At 46.6% G+C, this 16,963-nt stretch carries 15 protein-coding genes; 5 read left to right on the forward strand and 10 right to left on the reverse strand.

Annotation, left to right across the window (positions count from 1 at the left end; all coding sequences use genetic code 11):
• Nucleotides 1-4: 4 nt before the first annotated feature.
• Nucleotides 5-907, reverse strand: coding sequence for an SDR family oxidoreductase (locus KW844_RS19245; protein ID WP_218378409.1), 903 nt, complete (start codon nt 905-907; stop codon nt 5-7).
• A 314-nt stretch (nt 908-1,221) separates the two neighbouring features.
• The gene (locus tag KW844_RS19250; protein ID WP_255578527.1) at nt 1,222-3,309 is read right to left on the reverse strand and encodes a prolyl oligopeptidase family protein; all 2,088 of its coding nucleotides are present in this window, start codon (nt 3,307-3,309) and stop codon (nt 1,222-1,224) included.
• Between the two features lie 177 nt (nt 3,310-3,486).
• Between KW844_RS19250 and pfkA the strand changes: the two genes are divergently transcribed.
• The gene (gene pfkA / locus KW844_RS19255) at nt 3,487-4,467 is read left to right on the forward strand and encodes a 6-phosphofructokinase (protein WP_218378410.1); all 981 of its coding nucleotides are present in this window, start codon (nt 3,487-3,489) and stop codon (nt 4,465-4,467) included.
• A gap of 12 nt (nt 4,468-4,479) precedes the next feature.
• The gene (pyk, locus tag KW844_RS19260) at nt 4,480-5,967 is read left to right on the forward strand and encodes a pyruvate kinase (RefSeq protein WP_218378411.1); all 1,488 of its coding nucleotides are present in this window, start codon (nt 4,480-4,482) and stop codon (nt 5,965-5,967) included.
• Between the two features lie 135 nt (nt 5,968-6,102).
• On the opposite strand, the gene KW844_RS19265 is transcribed toward pyk, so the two are convergent.
• Together KW844_RS19265 and KW844_RS19270 are read right to left on the reverse strand one after the other, a co-directional pair.
• Nucleotides 6,103-6,546 (reverse strand): GNAT family N-acetyltransferase, encoded by a 444-nt coding sequence (locus KW844_RS19265; protein WP_218378412.1) that lies wholly within the window; start codon nt 6,544-6,546, stop codon nt 6,103-6,105.
• Between the two features lie 4 nt (nt 6,547-6,550).
• Nucleotides 6,551-7,708: an MFS transporter gene (locus tag KW844_RS19270; RefSeq protein WP_218378413.1), complete on the reverse strand. Its 1,158-nt coding sequence runs from the start codon at nt 7,706-7,708 to the stop codon at nt 6,551-6,553.
• A gap of 116 nt (nt 7,709-7,824) precedes the next feature.
• Between KW844_RS19270 and KW844_RS19275 the strand changes: the two genes are divergently transcribed.
• From KW844_RS19275 to KW844_RS19285, 3 genes are read left to right on the forward strand one after another with little or no spacing between them, the layout of a single operon-like run.
• Nucleotides 7,825-9,177, forward strand: a complete 1,353-nt coding sequence (locus tag KW844_RS19275) for an NAD-dependent succinate-semialdehyde dehydrogenase (RefSeq protein ID WP_255578528.1) — start codon at nt 7,825-7,827, stop codon at nt 9,175-9,177.
• 10 nt (nt 9,178-9,187) lie between these two features.
• The gene (gene coaA / locus KW844_RS19280) at nt 9,188-10,144 is read left to right on the forward strand and encodes a type I pantothenate kinase (RefSeq protein WP_218378414.1); all 957 of its coding nucleotides are present in this window, start codon (nt 9,188-9,190) and stop codon (nt 10,142-10,144) included.
• Between the two features lie 5 nt (nt 10,145-10,149).
• On the forward strand, nt 10,150-10,908 hold the full coding sequence (locus tag KW844_RS19285) for an MBL fold metallo-hydrolase (RefSeq protein WP_218378415.1): 759 nt from the start codon (nt 10,150-10,152) through the stop codon (nt 10,906-10,908).
• Between the two features lie 86 nt (nt 10,909-10,994).
• Here the strand turns inward: KW844_RS19285 and KW844_RS19290 are convergent, their stop codons facing one another.
• From KW844_RS19290 to tssK, 6 genes are all read right to left on the reverse strand, one after another.
• The gene (locus KW844_RS19290; protein ID WP_218378416.1) at nt 10,995-11,942 is read right to left on the reverse strand and encodes a DUF6607 family protein; all 948 of its coding nucleotides are present in this window, start codon (nt 11,940-11,942) and stop codon (nt 10,995-10,997) included.
• A gap of 26 nt (nt 11,943-11,968) precedes the next feature.
• Nucleotides 11,969-12,559 carry an HmuY family protein gene (locus KW844_RS19295; RefSeq protein ID WP_218378417.1) on the reverse strand — a complete coding sequence of 197 codons (591 nt, stop codon included), beginning with the start codon at nt 12,557-12,559 and terminating at the stop codon, nt 11,969-11,971.
• Nucleotides 12,560-12,578: 19 nt separating this feature from the next.
• Complete coding sequence (locus tag KW844_RS19300; protein ID WP_218378418.1) at nt 12,579-14,642, reverse strand: TonB-dependent siderophore receptor; 2,064 nt, start codon at nt 14,640-14,642, stop codon at nt 12,579-12,581.
• A 128-nt stretch (nt 14,643-14,770) separates the two neighbouring features.
• On the reverse strand, nt 14,771-15,157 hold the full coding sequence (gene tssD, locus KW844_RS19305) for a type VI secretion system tube protein TssD (RefSeq protein ID WP_218378419.1): 387 nt from the start codon (nt 15,155-15,157) through the stop codon (nt 14,771-14,773).
• Nucleotides 15,158-15,223: 66 nt separating this feature from the next.
• Entirely contained in the window at nt 15,224-15,742 is a 519-nt protein-coding gene (gene tssO / locus KW844_RS19310; protein WP_218378420.1) for a type VI secretion system TssO, read from the reverse strand.
• Between the two features lie 43 nt (nt 15,743-15,785).
• Nucleotides 15,786-16,946, reverse strand: a complete 1,161-nt coding sequence (tssK, locus tag KW844_RS19315) for a type VI secretion system baseplate subunit TssK (protein WP_218378421.1) — start codon at nt 16,944-16,946, stop codon at nt 15,786-15,788.
• Nucleotides 16,947-16,963 lie beyond the last annotated feature (17 nt).

Below are 16,963 nucleotides of genomic sequence, written 5' to 3' on the forward strand. Positions count from 1 at the left end.
GGAATTATTTTCCATTGAGTTCTTCGGCTACAATTTCCAAACCTTCTGCGAAGGTGCGGGGGGTGTAGCCGAGTTCTTTTTCAGCCTTTTCGGTGATCAGGCCGGTTTTTGCCGGACGGGCCGCGGGCTGGGCCAAACTCTTTGAGCTGATTTTTTCGATCAGGGAAGTGTCGAGATTGAAGTAATTAGCTGTTTTCAGGGCCATATCGTACGGCGTAAGTGTTTCGTTGCCGGAGATATTGAAAACGCCGGTAGCCTTTTTATCCACGATCAGTTTACAGCCCATTGCCAGGTCCTGACAGAGGGTGGGTGTACGCAGCTGATCGTCTACTACCTTTATCTTTTTGTTTTGCTGGAGGTTATTTTTCACCCAGGTGATCATATTGCTGCGGTGTGCGTCGGCTACAATGCCGTATACCAGCACCGTACGGGCAATTGCCCATTGCAGTTTGCTGTTTTGCACAACTCTTTCGGCCGCCACTTTGCTGGTTCCGTAGTAGTTGATCGGGTTGGGAAGTGCTTCTTCTGAGTAAGGGCCGCTGAGTCCATCGAAGATGAAGTCGGTAGATACAAACAGGAAGAATGCATTTGCTTTTTCTGCTGCCTGCACGAGGTAGCGGGTAACGCCTACGTTCATATCCCAGCAGGCGTCTTTATTTTTTTCACATTCATCTACCTGCGTCATGGCAGCAGCGTGAATAATGATTTCAGGTTTATATTTTTCTATGAGAGATGCTGCCGCTCCCGGGGTACGGAGGTTCGAGGGCTCATAGGTATAATTATCGCGTTGCGGGATCCGGTTGGGTCCTCTCCCTGTGGCGATGACATTATACCTGCTGTCATTCAGAAATAGTGGAATCAAATGCTGTCCCAGCAATCCGTTACTGCCTGTGATTAGTACGTTCATAAGCCAAGTTCTTACGCTATCTTTTAAAGATAAGGAAAATTTTCCGCTGGCTGGCTTTCAATTAATTTTTCCCGGACGATTTCCAATGACAACTTCGGTGTCATTGGTTGGGTTGCAGTGCTGCGCACGGTGGGATGCTTAAACAGCTTTTCGGGGGACCAGCGCTTTAGGCCCCCGTAAATTTAGAGGGGGAGACTACGCTGATGCGCGGCCTCCCCCTGGTAGAATTTAGCATTTCGGTAGCGCATCCCGTGGGGGATGCGCTACCGAAATAGTCGGGGGACCGAAGGTCCTCTGACTATTTCTTAATAAATCTATTTCTTCATTCCCAGATTAAACATTGTAAATGACCATAGGTCAGTTGCTTCGTCAATCAGTTTTGAAGTTGGTTTACCAGCACCGTGACCTGCCTGAGTTTCAATGCGGATCAACACCGGATTAGGGCCGGCGTTATCTTCCTGCAGGGTGGCTGCAAATTTGAAAGAGTGTGCAGGTACTACGCGATCGTCATGATCAGCGGTGGTTACCATAGTGGCCGGATAGGAAACACCTGGTTTCAGGTTGTGCAGCGGAGAATATTTAATAAGATATTTAAATTGTTCTGCATGATCGCTGCTACCGTATTCAGTTACCCATGCCCAGCCGATAGTGAATTTCTGAAAGCGTAGCATATCCATCACTCCTACGGCTGGTAATGCTACCTTATACAGGTCAGGACGCTGGGTCATACAGGCGCCAACCAGCAGACCGCCATTGGAGCCGCCACGGATGGCGATCCTGGAAGGGTTGGTATATTTTTCTTTCACGAGGTATTCCGCCGCACCGATGAAGTCATCGAATACATTTTGTTTCTTTTCCATCATACCGGCTTTGTGCCATGCTTCACCATACTCGCTGCCACCGCGAAGGCATACCACTGCGTAGAGGCCACCCTGTTCCATAAAGTAGAGGTTGGACACGCTGAAACCCGGTGTTTGCGGGATATTGAAACCACCGTAACCGTAAATCAGTACCGGATTATTGCCATCCAGTTTGAATCCCTTTTTACCGGAAACGAACATTGGCACTTTGGTACCATCTTTACTCGGGAAGAACACTTGTTTGGTTTCATATTCTTCCGGATTGAATTTTACCTGTGCTTTGCTGAACAGGGTGGATTTGCCGGAACTGATCTCATATTTATAGATAGTAGCCGGTGTTACAAAGGAAGAATAGGTATAATAAAAATCTTTCTGGTCCTTTTCGGCGCCAAAGCCGCTGGCAGATCCGATACCCGGGAGTTTCACCAGTTTGCCGTTTTTACCGTTGTAATCATATTGATATACGTAGGAAGAAGCGTCTTTGAGGTAGTTAAGGAACAGTTTACCACCGCCGGTACCTACACTTTGCAGTGCTTCGGGCTTTTCGGCTATTATGGTTTTCCAGTTACTTTCTTCCGGATGGGCGGGGTCGATTTCCACGATTTTATAGTTCGGCGCGTTGTGGTTGGTGCGCACGAGCAATTTATCACCGTTGTTGTCGATTACGTCCGGTTCGAATTTAAAACCAGGTATGAGGAGACTGAAATTTTTCTGTGCAGGGTTTTTCAGGTCCCAAACACTGATTTCTGCACCGGAAGTACCCTCGGTGGTTTGGAGTATGAGGAAGCGCTCATCTTCGGTGATGCCCACGCCGGCGTTGCGGAGCGGGTGCTGTTTATCTTCATATACCAGCACATCTTTCTCCTGTGGGTCCCCTACTTTGTGGAAATAGACTTTTTGGAATTCATTTTTACGGGAGAGTTTAGAGGACTCGTCCGGTTTGTCGTAACGGCTGTAATAGAACCCATCGCCTTTCCAGGACATACCGCTGAACTTAATCCATTCCAGTCTATCCGAGAGCAATTGTTTGGTTTCCACGTCCATTACGAAACCATCCTGCCAGTCGGAGCCTGCTCTGGCGATGAGGTAGGCCGCATACTTACCATCTTTGGAGAAGGAGATGCTGCCGAGGGCGGCGGTACCGCTTTCAGACAGTTTATTTGGATCAATGAACACTTCACCCGGGCCCTGTGGGGTAGTGGAGCGGTAGAGGATGGACTGGTTTTGGAGGCCATCATTTTTGTAGAAATAATAATATTTCCCCTTTTTGAAAGGTGCCGAAGACTTCGGATAGTTCCAGAGCTCTTCTAATCTTATTTTAACATCTTTTCGGAAAGGGATAGTGGCAAGATAATCCTGTGTTACCTTGTTCTGTGCCTGTACCCAGGCTTTGGTTTCTGGAGAGTTGTCGTCTTCGAGCCAGCGATAGGGATCAGAAATTTTTGTGCCGTGGTAATCATCCGTTACATCGATTTTCTTCGATTCCGGATATTTGATGTTGGCAGAGTGCTGCGCCATGGCCTGTCCCGTCAAAATAGTCATACTCATAATTAACAAACTCCTATTAGTTTTTTTCAACATGCCTATAATTTTTAAAAAAAAATTCTACTTTGTTTGATGAAAATTAAAAATTTAGGTTATTTCATGAGATAACAGTTAGAAAAACAATTCCAAAATGTTATTTTTGTGCGCCCTTAAGATATTTTTTTAGCAATTTATATGAAAAAATTGAACAACATTGCAGTCCTTACATCAGGAGGAGATGCTCCTGGCATGAACGCCGCAGTTCGTGCTGTCGTAAGAACGGGCATTTATCATCAGCTGAATGTATTTGGCGTCATGTATGGCTACCGGGGAATGTTGACAAACGACATTTTCCAGATGGAGTCAAAATCTGTTGCCAATATCATTCAACGCGGAGGCACCATATTGAAGACCGCCCGGTGCAAAGAGTTCTATGAATATGAAGGGCGAAAAAAGGCTTATGAGAATCTGAAGAAGCACAACATTGATGGCATTGTCGTGATAGGCGGTGATGGATCATTTAATGGGGCGCAGAAGTTCAGCCAGGAATTTGACATTCCTTGTATAGGCTTGCCTGGTACTATTGACAAGGACATTGCGGGTACTGATTCTACGATTGGATTTGACACAGCTGTAAACACTGCTATTGAAGCCATCGACAAGATCAGGGACACTGCAGATGCACACGATCGCTTGTTTGTAATCGAAGTAATGGGCCGTGATGCCGGTTACATTGCGTTACACAGCGGGATCTCCACTGGCGCCGAGCACGTATTGCTGCCCGAGCGTAAGACAGAAGTAAACGAAATTATTGAAGAACTGCAGGCCAACGAACGTCGTAAAAAGCTCGTTAATCTTATTGTGGTGGCGGAAGGTGATGAAACCGGAGGCGCCAACGAAGTAGCCCGCAGAATTAAAGAAAGTTGCCCGCAGCTGGATACACGTGTGACCATCCTCGGTCATATCCAGCGTGGAGGCTCCCCTACCTGCCAGGATCGTATTCTTGCGAGCAGATTGGGATATTCAGCCGTGGAAGCACTCCGGGAAGGTATTCACAATGTAATGATCGGTGTAGTGAATGATAAAATTCAATATACTCCACTGGACAAAGCGGTGAAAGCAAAACAGGAGATTGACCCTGAATGGTTTAAGATAGTAAAAATTCTTGCGAGTTAAAAAATAAGACTTATGAGTACAAAGGATCTTTCCAAATATTATCACAAGCAGATGGACAATGCTGCCGGTAGAGAGCACTCTTCCCACAAAACTAAAATTGTGGCTACCGTAGGACCCGCTAGTGATACCTATGACAAATTGTTGGAGTTAGTTAGAGCAGGTGTAAACGTTTTTCGTCTGAACTTCTCCCATGGCTCGCATGAGGACAAACTGCGGATCATCGAATACATCCGCCAGATCAATAAAACTGAACCTTACAACGTAGCAATTCTTGCCGACCTGCAGGGTCCTAAACTGCGCGTAGGTGAAATCGAGAACAACGCTCTCCCGCTGAAAGCCGGCGATATCCTCACTTTTATCAACGAAAAAGTGGTGGGTAATATGGAGAAAATCTATGTTTCCTACCCAGACCTGTATAAAGATCTGCGTCCAGGACAGAAAATTCTGCTGGATGATGGTAAAATCGAGACTGTAGTAAAAGAAATCACTCCTGCAGGAGAAATTAAAGCGGAAGTATCCCTGCCAGGTGTACTGTCCAGTAAAAAAGGCTTTAACCTGCCAGATACCAAAGTATCTCTCCCAGCCCTGACAGAAAAAGATATCATTGACCTGGAATTTATCATTGACCAGGAATGTGACTGGGTGGCCCTTTCCTTCGTAAGAAGTGTAAAAGACCTGATCGATCTGCGCAAGCGCCTGGAAGCACGTAATTCTAAAATGAAGGTGATCTCTAAAATCGAGAAACCTGAAGCAATCCAGAACCTGAAAGAAATCATCTGGGAAAGCGATGGCGTAATGATCGCCCGTGGTGACCTCGGTGTGGAACTGCCGGTAGAGCAGATCCCGATGATCCAGAAAGATATTATCCGTAAATGTATCCACCGTGCGAAGCCTGTAATTGTGGCTACGCAAATGATGGAATCCATGATGGACCGCACCCGTCCTAACCGTTCTGAAATTACCGACGTAGCAAACGCGGTACTGGAAGGCGCTGACGCGGTGATGCTGTCTGGCGAAACTGCTACAGGTCAGTTCCCTGTGCTGGTAATCCAGACCATGAATAAAATTATCCAGGAAGTGGAAAAAGAAGCTATCATTTACAACCGTAACCTGATCCCTCACCGTCACTCTCCTACCTTCCTCAGCGATGCACTGTGCTACAATGCATGTAAAATTGCGGAAGACCTGGACGCAGACGCACTGATCGGTATGACCCAAAGCGGTTACACCGGCTTCATGCTCAGCTCCTACCGTCCACGCTCTCCTCTCTATGTATTCACCAAAGAAAGAACACTGGTGAATCAGCTGAGCCTGAGCTGGGGCGTACGCGCCTTCTTCTACGAAGAAGAGGAATCACTGGATGATATCGTTTTCGATCAGATCAACATCCTGAAAGAAAGAGGTTTCATCAAAGCTGGTGACGTAGTAGTAAACACTGGTTCTACGCCGGTTAAACTGCACCTGCCAACGAATACATTGAAGATTACAAGAGTAGAGTAGTAATACTCGACCATAAACGAAAACGCCCGATCAGCAAGAGATCGGGCGTTTTTGTATTTATACCGTGTAGATTAACGCATAATTGAGTAAATCACAAAGTCAGGAAAATATCATTACGTTTATACCTTACTGTTATTACTTTTTTAGTTCCATCAATAGTAGCGGAAAAGGTTTGCCCATACCATCCACATCGGAGCGTGCTATTGTTTTAAATCCATTATGGAGATAGAAACCTACCGCCTGGTCGTTTTGCTCGTTTACATCCACCTTATCCACCGCCTGGTGGGCTATTACATATTGCAGCAGGGCTTTGCCAATTCCCTGCCCCCTTGCGGCAGGATCGATGAACAGCATTTCCAGTTTGCGATCCGCAGTGCCTGCAAATCCGAGTATATGCCCCTTTTCATCTTTTATACATGAAAGCGATACCGCGTCCAGGAATTCATTGAGGATAAGCGGTTTAAAAAATTGAATATCAGCTTCTGTCAGGAAATCGTGGGTAGCACGCACTGCGGCTTCCCAAACGGCGGTGACTTCGGGATATTCTGATTCGGTTACGGGCAAAATATGATACTGCATGCGTTTACTTCTTCCTATAAGTTAATAAATAGATGATACCTGCAATGGATATTAGTGTGGTGCCAGCAATGCAAACGCCTGTCCAGCCACCAACTGCCCATACCCACAGGCCAATACCTGAGCCAAGGGAAGTGCCGATGAAACTGGCCGTCATATACACCGTATTGAGTCGGTTCCGCGCGGAAGGAATCAGGGAATACACTCTTGTTTGATTGGATACATGTATAGCTTGTACCCCCAGGTCGATAGCGATGATGCCGGCAATGATACCAATAATATTTGCGCTGAAAATATAAAACAGGAAATAGCCTAGAAAAAGGAAACCGATACCATACCCTACGGCTATACGTGGATTCTTTTTATCGGCGATACGCCCCACCAGCGGTGCCCCCAGGGCGCCAGCGGCTGCTGCAAGGCCCATCATGCCTATTTTGTCGCTCCCATAATGAAACGGGGCCTCTGACAACAGGAAAACCACCGTAGTCCAGAAGAGCCCGAACATGCCGAAACAGCAGGCATTGATAGCGGCAGCTTCCCGCAGCACCGGCTGCTCCCGGATGAGGGTGAGCAGGGAACGCATTAAATCTCCGTAATGCCCTTTAAACGTAGGCTGGCTTTTGGGAAAGGAAAAAAACATGAGTATGGCCAGGAATACGCTGATACCAGCTGCAATCCAGAACATGGCCCGCCAGCCGAAATGGTGGCCTACGATGCCACTGAGCGTGCGGGACAACAGTATACCGATGAGCAGGCCGCTGGTCACAATGCCGATCACCTTCCCCCTGTTTTCGTTGCTACTGAGTGTTGCGGCCAGCGGAAGGATGAGCTGTGGCACTACAGAAGTGAACCCAATGAGAAGGCCGGCGGCTTTGAGCATGTCAATCGACTGCGACAAGGCCGACACCACGAGGGCTCCGGCGGAGGCGAGGGTCATGATCACAATCTGTTTCCGTTTTTCGAGCATATCCCCAAGCGGTACACAGAAAAGCAGGCCCAGGGCGTAGCCTACCTGGGTGAAGAAGGTCACCTGGCCGGCATTGGATTCGGAAACATTAAACTCCTCTCCCATCAATACCATCAGGGGTTGGCTATAGTAGATATTTGCGACTATCAATCCCGTGCAGAGCGCCATGATGGCTATGTTCCACTTGCTTAAGGCCATAAATTCAAGTTTTCGAGGTGCAAAGATAACCTAATGCCCTTAACCGAAGGGGTGCTTTTCATAAGTCCGGAAACGGTAAATTTGTAGTGATTGTTCACCGTTAAAAGCAGATAGTTATGTTCAAGAGCATCTATCCTTACACACAGGAATTAATTGCGGAATACCAGGAGCACACGGAAAACGAGATTGCCACCAAGCTGCTTACCGGCGAAAAGGCTTACCGGGAACTACTTAAAACCCCATTAGACAAGCGCAGGGAATGGATGGCAGGTATCGCCCGATCGATGCGGGACCATGTGACCGAACATGCCACCATCATTACCCGGGAGATGGGTAAAACGCTGAAGGAAGCCACGGCAGAAGTGCTGAAATGCGCCACTACCATTGATTATTACGTAGAAAATATTGAATCGATACTCCAGCCACGTATTATTACTTCAGATGCACAAAAAAGTTATGTATCTTATGAACCTAAGGGGATTATCCTGGCGATAATGCCATGGAATTTCCCATACTGGCAGGTTTTCCGCTTTGCTATTCCCAATATTCTGGCGGGAAATGCCGGCATCCTGAAGCATGCCAGTAATGTAAGCGGCTGCGCACTGGCAATAGAGCGGCTATTTACGGAATCAGGATTTCCGATGGGCACTTTCCAATCGGTATTACTGTCATCCAAACATATAGAGCCGATTATTGCCGATCCGCGCATTCAGGGCGTAACGCTCACGGGCAGCACCCCTGCGGGCAAAAGCGTAGCAGCTTTGGCAGGCAAGTATATTAAGAAAACAGTGCTGGAGCTTGGCGGCAGTGATCCGTTTATTGTGCTGAAGGACGCCGACATCAAGGAAGCAGCTAAAACAGCCGTGCAGGGGCGTATGCAGAATGCAGGTCAGTCGTGCATTGCCGCCAAGCGCTGGATTGTAGAACAGCCGGTATTGGAAGAATTTACTGCCGCCGTGACCGACATCATCCGGAACCTGAAACAAGGTGATCCAATGCTGGAAAGCACCAATATGGGACCTATGGCACGCCCCGACCTGGCAGACGACCTTGCCCGGCAGCTGGAAGAAAGTGTGAAACAGGGATCGAAGCTGGTATTGGGTGGCACACATGAAGGGTGTAACTTTGCTCCTACACTGCTGACAGGTGTCACCGCAGATGCCACCGCCTTCAGGGAAGAAACCTTTGGGCCACTGGCTGTTGTAATTGCCGCCGCCAACGAAGATGCGGCTATTGCACTGGCAAATGAAACTGAATTCGGACTTGGCTCAGCGCTGTGGACGAAAGACCTGGAAAAGGCTGCCAGGCTGGCAACACGGATTGAAAGCGGCAATGTATTTATTAATGCGATGGTGCGCTCAGATGCAAGGTTACCATTTGGGGGCGTTAAGCAATCCGGCTATGGCCGGGAATTATCACTGGAAGGCACACACGAATTTTTAAACGTTAAAACCGTTTATATACACTAGGCTTAAGAACATGACCACATCTCTTAAACGCGACCGCTATACTCCCTATATCACTTTCTCCCGTAAAGAATGGGCAGAAAGAAGCAACGATGCAAAGCTGCAGCTGGCTGATTACGACCTTGAACAATTACACGGTATGAATGAGCCACTGACCCAGGATGAGATCACCCAGGTATACCTGCCATTGGCGCACCTGCTTAACTTATTCGTCAGCGCATCGCAACGATTACACCAGACGACCAATAGTTTCCTGGGTAGTCAGCAACATAAAGTGCCTTATATCATTGGCATTGCAGGGAGTGTGGCTGTGGGAAAAAGCACGACAGCCAGAGTTTTACAAAAGTTACTGCAGGCATGGCCGGAACATCCGCGTGTAGACCTCGTGACCACCGACGGATTCCTGTATCCCAACAAAATATTGGAACAGAACAATATCATGAACCGGAAAGGGTTCCCGGAGAGTTATGATATCAAGCGGCTGATCCACTTCCTGGCGGATGTTAAATCCGGCAAGGAGCGTGTGGCGGCACCGCTGTATTCCCACCTGGAATACGACGTACTGCAGGGACAGTTACAATGGATAGAGCAGCCCGACGTCGTGATTGTTGAAGGGGTGAATGTATTGCAGGTGCGTCCACGACAGCAGCAGAAAGATCCCGCTGTTTTCGTATCTGATTTCTTTGATTTTTCTATTTATGTAGATGCTGCTGAAAAAGATATCCGTAAATGGTATATCGCCCGCTTTGAGTCCTTGCGGCAGACAGCATTTCAGAATCCGGACTCATTCTTTCACCGGTATGCAAGTTTGTCTGACGGCGCCACAGTGGAACTAGCTACCCAGATCTGGGATGACATCAACAAGCCCAACCTGGAGCAGAACATTGCACCTACGCGCTATCGTGCAGGCCTGATACTGGAGAAAGGCAGCAACCATTTTGTTCAATCCATCAAACTCAGGAAAACCTGATCAACATGCAATTACTATTCTTACGAAATGCCACGTTCCTGGTGGAATGGGATAACAAGAAAATCCTGGTGGACCCTATGCTGGGTGCTAAGGGAAGCATGGACCCCATCCCCAACACTGCCAACCCTGTCCGAAACCCTACAGCGGAAATTACCCTCAGTGACATAGCGCTGCAAACGATGCTGCAGGACCTTGATGCCGTGATTGTTACACACACGCATCGCGACCATTGGGATGAAGCTGCTCAGCAGATGATCCCTAAAGACACTACTATTATTTGTCAACCGGAAGATGCGGAGAAAATTACCGCTGCGGGCTTTACCAACGTATTGCCCGTGGTGGATAGTCTCAGGTGGCAACACTTCTCCCTGCATCGTACCGGTGGTCAGCACGGTACCGGAGAAATAGGCAAGCTGATGGCGCCCGTGTCCGGCTTTGTTATTGCTGACGGCAAACAACGTTTGTACATTGCCGGTGATACCATCTGGTGTGATGAGGTAAAGGAAGCACTGGATACTTACAAACCAGATCATACGGTGGTTAATTCCGGTGCTGCCAGGTTCTTACAGGGTGATCCAATTACCATGACAGCAAACGATGTGCTGGAGGTGATCAACCACCCTGTTAAAACCAATGTGATTGCGGTTCATATGGAAGCCATCAATCATTGTCCGCTGACCCGCGAGGACCTTGCAGTGGCAGTAGCAGTAGCCGGGAAGGAATGTAACATCCCTGATCCCGGCGACTGGATTATACTTAACTAATTAGATGTACCAATTGGGAGAGTGGTTTACTGCTTTCCCAATTGATTCCCTTCGGAACCGCTATTGATTCCGATGGCCGTTCATTACTACTGCTTTCCCAACTGGATTTCATTCGGAATAAACTGTTGTAATACCCCGCTGATAGCTGTTTCCAGCGCTACACCACTCAACTCTTTTTTTCTGGATTTTGCTTCCAGGTCCATCATCACTTTATAGAACGGCTGATCGTTTATCTTCTTTTTCAGTTCAATAGAATTCCCTGTTGCATAAACTTTTTCCCACTGGGTGCGTACCACTGCCCAGAAGGCTTTGTTTTGCTCCCAGAATTCCTTCGCCTGCTGGCATTTATTCTCGTCAATACGCTTGTAGGTGTTCACGCCTTTTTCGCCTACGATGAACAGATCGGTACCGTTATCACGTTTGATTTTTTTGTTATCCTGGATATGCAGGGAGCCAAAGCTGGTAACCTCGTGGCGGTTGGTACGTTGCAATACGTTGTAGTCGCTGCGGGTGGTGTATTCTCTCCTTGGCAACGGCGCATCTGCGGTGCTTTCCCAGTAGTGGCGGCCATCGGCATGAATCCAGGTAGCAGAACCTTCATAGCGGGGTTCATCGTCCACCCCGTATACTTTCTGTGTCCACTGGCCTTTCACTGTTGCAGCAGGCAGACTTTTCTTTTCATAGCGATCATTTTTGTCGTAGGTGAGCAATTGCTGATTTTGATACATCCAGTCTTCCGTCCAGTGCTTAATCACTTCACCACCCGCCACCAGCAGATGCTGCAGAATGATGCGGTCACCTTTTTCCTCTGCTACGGTCACTAATTCGACTGCATCGGTTATTTTATGGTAACCCTTAGGCTTATACGAAGTATCGCCGGGAAATGTTTCGGTGTATTCGAAAGTCACTTCCATACAACCGCACATATTTTTAATGGCGGCTTTATCTTCTTTGAGTTTGCCGGCATCTTTCTGCGCAAGGAGTGAAAGCGGGCAGATCACACTGGCAACGGCTAGTTTAATAATCTTGTTCATGTAAATATATCGCAGGTTAAATGATATTAAAATTTAGTGGTACCGTTAGTTTGCAGTACGTACTGGAATTTGTACAATCTGGAAACGGAAGTAAGGTCCGGGTTTGCAGGTGCATCTTTATAGTAGCTCAGGATTTCCACTTTTGCGTATTTGCCACCAGGTGTTTTGATGATAAGCACTTTACCAGGTACGGTGGAGATAATATGCGTAGTAGCATTGTAGCTATACCAGCTTTTGAAGGTAAGGTTACCGGTGGAGTCGCTGACATAACCCGCAGCGGGTGCTTCTGCCAGGGTAGTAAATACTCCGCTTACCACTTGTCCTACTGCTTTACCAGGGCCACTAACACCGCCGTTGATAATGATGGAGGTAGCTTTAAATCCGATATCCCATTTGGAAGATGCAGAGTCGGAGTTGGCAATTACTTTGTTATCGGCGAGGCTGTATAGTGTATAGGAACCCTTATTAGCGGTATCGGCAGCAAGGTTGGTAACAGTGATGGTTTTCAATTCAACTACCGGCGCCGTGGTATTATCATCATCACTTTTGCTGCAGCTGGTGGCGAAAATAGTTAAGGCTACTGCAGAGATACCGGTTAGTTTGTTTAAAAATTTCATAGCGATTGTTTATGTTTATTTATTTGAAATGTTGAAATATGTAGGTAATTGCGGCGGTATATACTCTTCCTGGCAGGGTAGGTATATGTGCCGCATCTGTATAATTCAAAATATTATCTGCCGTCACCTGAAACCGGAAGCGATTATCCATAAAGCTCTTTGCTACTGCCAGGTTCAGGGTTGCATATCCGGGAGCGAATTCGCTTTTTTTGTCCGGTACATTATTGCCGTTTTCGTCAACAAAACCATACTTGCTACGATAAATCACGCGCAGGTTAGCATCCAGGCCACGCATCGTATTGATATATCTGATTTTCAGGTTAGCGGCATGATGGGAGCGGTTGAACAGCCCGAAATATTCACCGCGGGTTAACACACGCGTCTGGTGTGTATTTTCATCGACTGTGTATACTTCATCACTCTTTACTTTGTTGAGCAGTTCATTGTCAATAGCCATCAGGTATTGATATCCGCCCGCCACCTGCCAATGTTTTTGTATGGCTTGATTAATTTCTACTTCAGCACCATAGGTCGTAATCCTGTTCACGTTTACGTAGCTATATACACTGAAGTCATTCGTTTTCTGTGCGATGGCCCTCGTATCAATCAGGTTGTTTACCCGGTTGAGGAAGAAGTTCACATTTGCACGCGTATTTTTCCATAGATTGGATTGCAATCCGGCATTATAAGACCAGGAGCTTTCGGCGTTCAGGTCCGATAATTTATCCAGATCGTAGTTGATGCTTTTTATTTCTCCGGCTGCCTCCATTTGCCGGATGATATCTGCTGCCAGCTTAGTTCCGACTACACTATATCCCACTGCTGCATTGTTGAAGTGCAGGTATAGCTGTCTGAAATCCGGCGCACGATAACCCCGGCCAACGGAACCCAGCACTTTCAGGTAGTCATTTATTTTGTACGATACCGAGACCTTCGGACTTATCTGGCTGGGATACTGGTTATGCGTATCAAAACGGGCACCAAGCAATACACTCCAAGCATCCGTAGGATGCCAGTTTTCCTGCACAAACAGGTATCCGCTGTTAAAGGACATGCGTTCATCGTACCTGGTTGCTTCCAGCGATTCATGAATGTATCCTGCGCCGACAGTAAGGATACTGGTTTTGTTCATTGTCCAGTCGAACTGATATTCCGGTTTCAGGTACTGCTGCGTAAAATAAGATGCGTCATATAATTTCTTATCATCCTGGTATTCCATTTTTTCATCGGTTGCATACCTGGAATAATATAAGCGCAGCTGATGTGACCATTGCTCTACCGGCTTGAATCTTACGACAACGGAGGCGTTTGCATCCGATTCCCTGGTATTATCCAGTACTCTTTTTCCTGCTTCATCGAAATAACCTGATGCCCGCTGATCGAAATACCTGCCGGTAACGATTGTTTGCCATTTACGGCTCCAGTCGTGCTGCCAACGGGTTTGCCCGGTGACTGCATGGTAAGGAAACACGCTTGGATTAACAGCGTCCCCAATGGTATATCCATTTGTATTAAAATAGTTTCCGTTTAAAGAAAAGCTACCTTTTTCATATGGCATCAGTGTTCCGGCATCCAATTGCCAGGTTCTGTTGCTGCCATATCTGGCAGTGGCATTTGTCTGCCCGTTTTTACTCTTATTGCTGGTAATAATATTTATAACACCAGCCATGGCATCACTGCCATACAGCGAGGATACAGGACCTTTAATAATCTCTATTCTTTCAATATTGCTCACTACTATCCTTGACAGATCGAGGGTGCCGGCTGTTCTTCCGATAAGCGGTTCACCATCAAGCAATATGAGTGTATATTCTGCTTCGAGGCCTTGCATTTGTACACCGGTACCGTGATTACTAGTAATGAAAAGGCCGGTTTGTTCTGCCAGTACCTGATCCAGGTGCATGGCGCCCATGCTTTGCAGCTGCTCCTTTTTAATAACGGTAACGGCTATAGGTATTTTCTGCTGCAGCTGTTCGTTTCGGGTAGCGGTAACAACCACTTCCTGTAATACTTTATTGTCAGCAACAGTGTCTGTTTGGGCAAATAGATTCCAGGGCCACCACAGGCAGCCTAATAGGATCATATATTTCAGCATTTCTGATTTATGAATTGTACCGCGAAAGTAGACTCCAATAATTTATTTGAGTCTCCCAAGCGGGAAATTCATTTACGCAAAACGGAAATCTGAAAATAACTAACCTATCAGCTTAATTATACCCATTCATTAATATGGCTGGCGTTCCCCATACTCATTTCCCGTGCAGAAATGGTAAAGCTAATCGTCATGGGATGCTCATCTGCATAGTGAAATACTTCTTCGAACTTTACCAGGTATCCTTCTTTAAACTCCAGGCATTTCAGTTTGGCATCCGTATCTCTTTTATAGAAGGTAACAGTTCCGTCTCTACGTTCAAAATTGTTCACCATCCATTCAAACAGGTCAGTTTTACCATTGGACTCCACGGTAAGACTAATCCTGCCTCCCCTGGTAATAGCCGAAGGTCTTCCCGTGGCATCTGTTTCCTGGCTTAACGTGTAGGCTACACGTTGCACGTTAAAATTTTCTCCATTAATGGTAAGGACAGACTTAAATGACATAGTCGTAATTATTAAAGGTTAACAAACAAAGTGAATAATGACTGATGAGTGAGAATTGGTCCTTGATTATTGCGCGCGACTATTCACCAGTAGCATTCTGCAATTATCAAGGTCTCTTGTTCTTGATTCAAGCTGCTGTAGCAATGTGGCATTTTCAGTCTTCAAGGTGAGGATAGCCTGCTGGGCCTGGCTACTTTCCCTGAGTTGTTGTTTGCATTGTTGGAGCAGCAGGCAACATTGCACCACATCATCATAAAATGAAAAATTTGGGTTAGAGGCAGCAGCTATATTCCGCATACCCGCCAGTGTAGCTGCAATGACCTGGTCTGTATAGACAGCATTATTTCCAGGTTCGTTCACAGCCACCAGCTCGCGTCTGACTATTGTTAGCCGCCTCATAAATGAATCCTGCAACATTTGTTGGGACTCCTGGAACATTAATTCATGTCTTAATACCCGGTTTTCCAAAACGGGCACCTGATAATGATAGAATATCCCTGCAAACAATAATCCCATTGATAATACATATAGCAGTATAAATAGTATTAGTGCTTTTTTACGTGCTGTGTGGTTTAATGGTTTCATAATCTATCAGCGGTTTAATGGATTCCAGGCCTTACCTGAAGGCCTATTCCGAAAAAGACCATTTTGCTTTTTTTGTTTGCTTTTCATATACCGGATTTGCGACTCTTTCCTCTTTGACGAAAATATTAGCATCCGGGCGCCTGCCCATGAATTCCAGCTGACTGATCGCGTGGGTAAGTTTATGTACCAGTTCCACGAATGTGTGTAAGGGCCTCAAAGCTGTCATCATGTCCTGATGATGGTAGGCTGTTAATACTGCGGTCGCCATGATTTGCTCTATTTCTCCAGGCGTCATATCTACCCATTCGGAGAAATATTGTATTAACTCCTCTTTCATATGAGCGGCGCGTTGGTCAATAGCACCGTTCCAGGTAGCAGCAATTTTGTATAGTAACTCATACCATTCATACGGGGCAATATGTTGCAGCCCATTTGTTTGCCAGCAGATATGATGCAATAAAATGGCAGACAAATGCTCAGCTATGTAAAGCATAGCCATCGCCAGTTCGTGGGACTGTTGTCTGCCATATACTTTTTGAATAATCACTTTGCAATTAGCATATATATACCCCAGCTGCGCATTGGTTTTATTTGCCAGCTCCAGCATCAATGGATGCGCACCCAACCTCACACATGGCGGAATATAGGAATAGTCCATTACCCATGTACCTTGTTGAAGAATAAGTCTTCCCAAAGGCAGCTCCCACCATGAAGCATTGTTTTCTTCCGGCAGATACGCTGTTGCCACGGAAAGCAAGGCCTCCTCTATGACATAGTAAGTTTTATAAGGCAGGGTATCTGTGTTGGTATGCCCTGCTGGTATCCTATCGAACGGCCGCAGCTGCAGCAATACATACTGTTGATTACCTTTAGCTGGTAGTCTGCAGGTACATTCCAGGACGGGACGTAGTTGCACCTCTTTTATTCCCGCAGGCACCTGAATAACAGCCCCTCCAGGCATGATTGCGTGACAGGCCGTTACTGTTAATTGGTACATATCTCCGGTTCCTGGCGTTAAAACTATTTTGAAATCTGGCGGATTGCTCCGCTCGCACAAGAGTCCATACCGGCGCCCTGCTGTCAACGACTGGAATACCTGATATGTGCGGGAGATCAAGGCGTTTTCCGTATCGATAAAATGCTGGCTATGTATTTTCATTCCATCCTGCCAGTTCAGCAATGGATAATATACAAGTGTGTTCATGGTTAATCAAATCAATG

Source organism: Chitinophaga sp. sic0106 (assembly GCF_019219075.1).
Classification (GTDB): Bacteria; Bacteroidota; Bacteroidia; order Chitinophagales; family Chitinophagaceae; genus Chitinophaga.

Bases quoted from the DNA above. Each gene is read 5' to 3' on its own strand.
- KW844_RS19250 (WP_255578527.1), bottom strand. From the start codon at position 3,309: ATGACTATTTTGACGGGACAGGCCATGGCGCAGCACTCTGCCAACATC.
- KW844_RS19270 (WP_218378413.1), bottom strand. From the start codon at position 7,708: ATGGCCTTAAGCAAGTGGAACATAGCCATCATGGCGCTCTGCACGGGA.
- KW844_RS19295 (WP_218378417.1), bottom strand. From the start codon at position 12,559: ATGAAATTTTTAAACAAACTAACCGGTATCTCTGCAGTAGCCTTAACT.
- KW844_RS19275 (WP_255578528.1), top strand. From the start codon at position 7,825: ATGTTCAAGAGCATCTATCCTTACACACAGGAATTAATTGCGGAATAC.
- pfkA (WP_218378410.1), top strand. From the start codon at position 3,487: ATGAAAAAATTGAACAACATTGCAGTCCTTACATCAGGAGGAGATGCT.
- KW844_RS19245 (WP_218378409.1), bottom strand. From the start codon at position 907: ATGAACGTACTAATCACAGGCAGTAACGGATTGCTGGGACAGCATTTG.
- coaA (WP_218378414.1), top strand. From the start codon at position 9,188: ATGACCACATCTCTTAAACGCGACCGCTATACTCCCTATATCACTTTC.
- KW844_RS19300 (WP_218378418.1), bottom strand. From the start codon at position 14,642: ATGATCCTATTAGGCTGCCTGTGGTGGCCCTGGAATCTATTTGCCCAA.
- KW844_RS19265 (WP_218378412.1), bottom strand. From the start codon at position 6,546: ATGCAGTATCATATTTTGCCCGTAACCGAATCAGAATATCCCGAAGTC.
- tssO (WP_218378420.1), bottom strand. From the start codon at position 15,742: ATGAAACCATTAAACCACACAGCACGTAAAAAAGCACTAATACTATTT.
- tssK (WP_218378421.1), bottom strand. From the start codon at position 16,946: ATGAACACACTTGTATATTATCCATTGCTGAACTGGCAGGATGGAATG.
- KW844_RS19290 (WP_218378416.1), bottom strand. From the start codon at position 11,942: ATGAACAAGATTATTAAACTAGCCGTTGCCAGTGTGATCTGCCCGCTT.
- pyk (WP_218378411.1), top strand. From the start codon at position 4,480: ATGAGTACAAAGGATCTTTCCAAATATTATCACAAGCAGATGGACAAT.
- KW844_RS19285 (WP_218378415.1), top strand. From the start codon at position 10,150: ATGCAATTACTATTCTTACGAAATGCCACGTTCCTGGTGGAATGGGAT.
- tssD (WP_218378419.1), bottom strand. From the start codon at position 15,157: ATGTCATTTAAGTCTGTCCTTACCATTAATGGAGAAAATTTTAACGTG.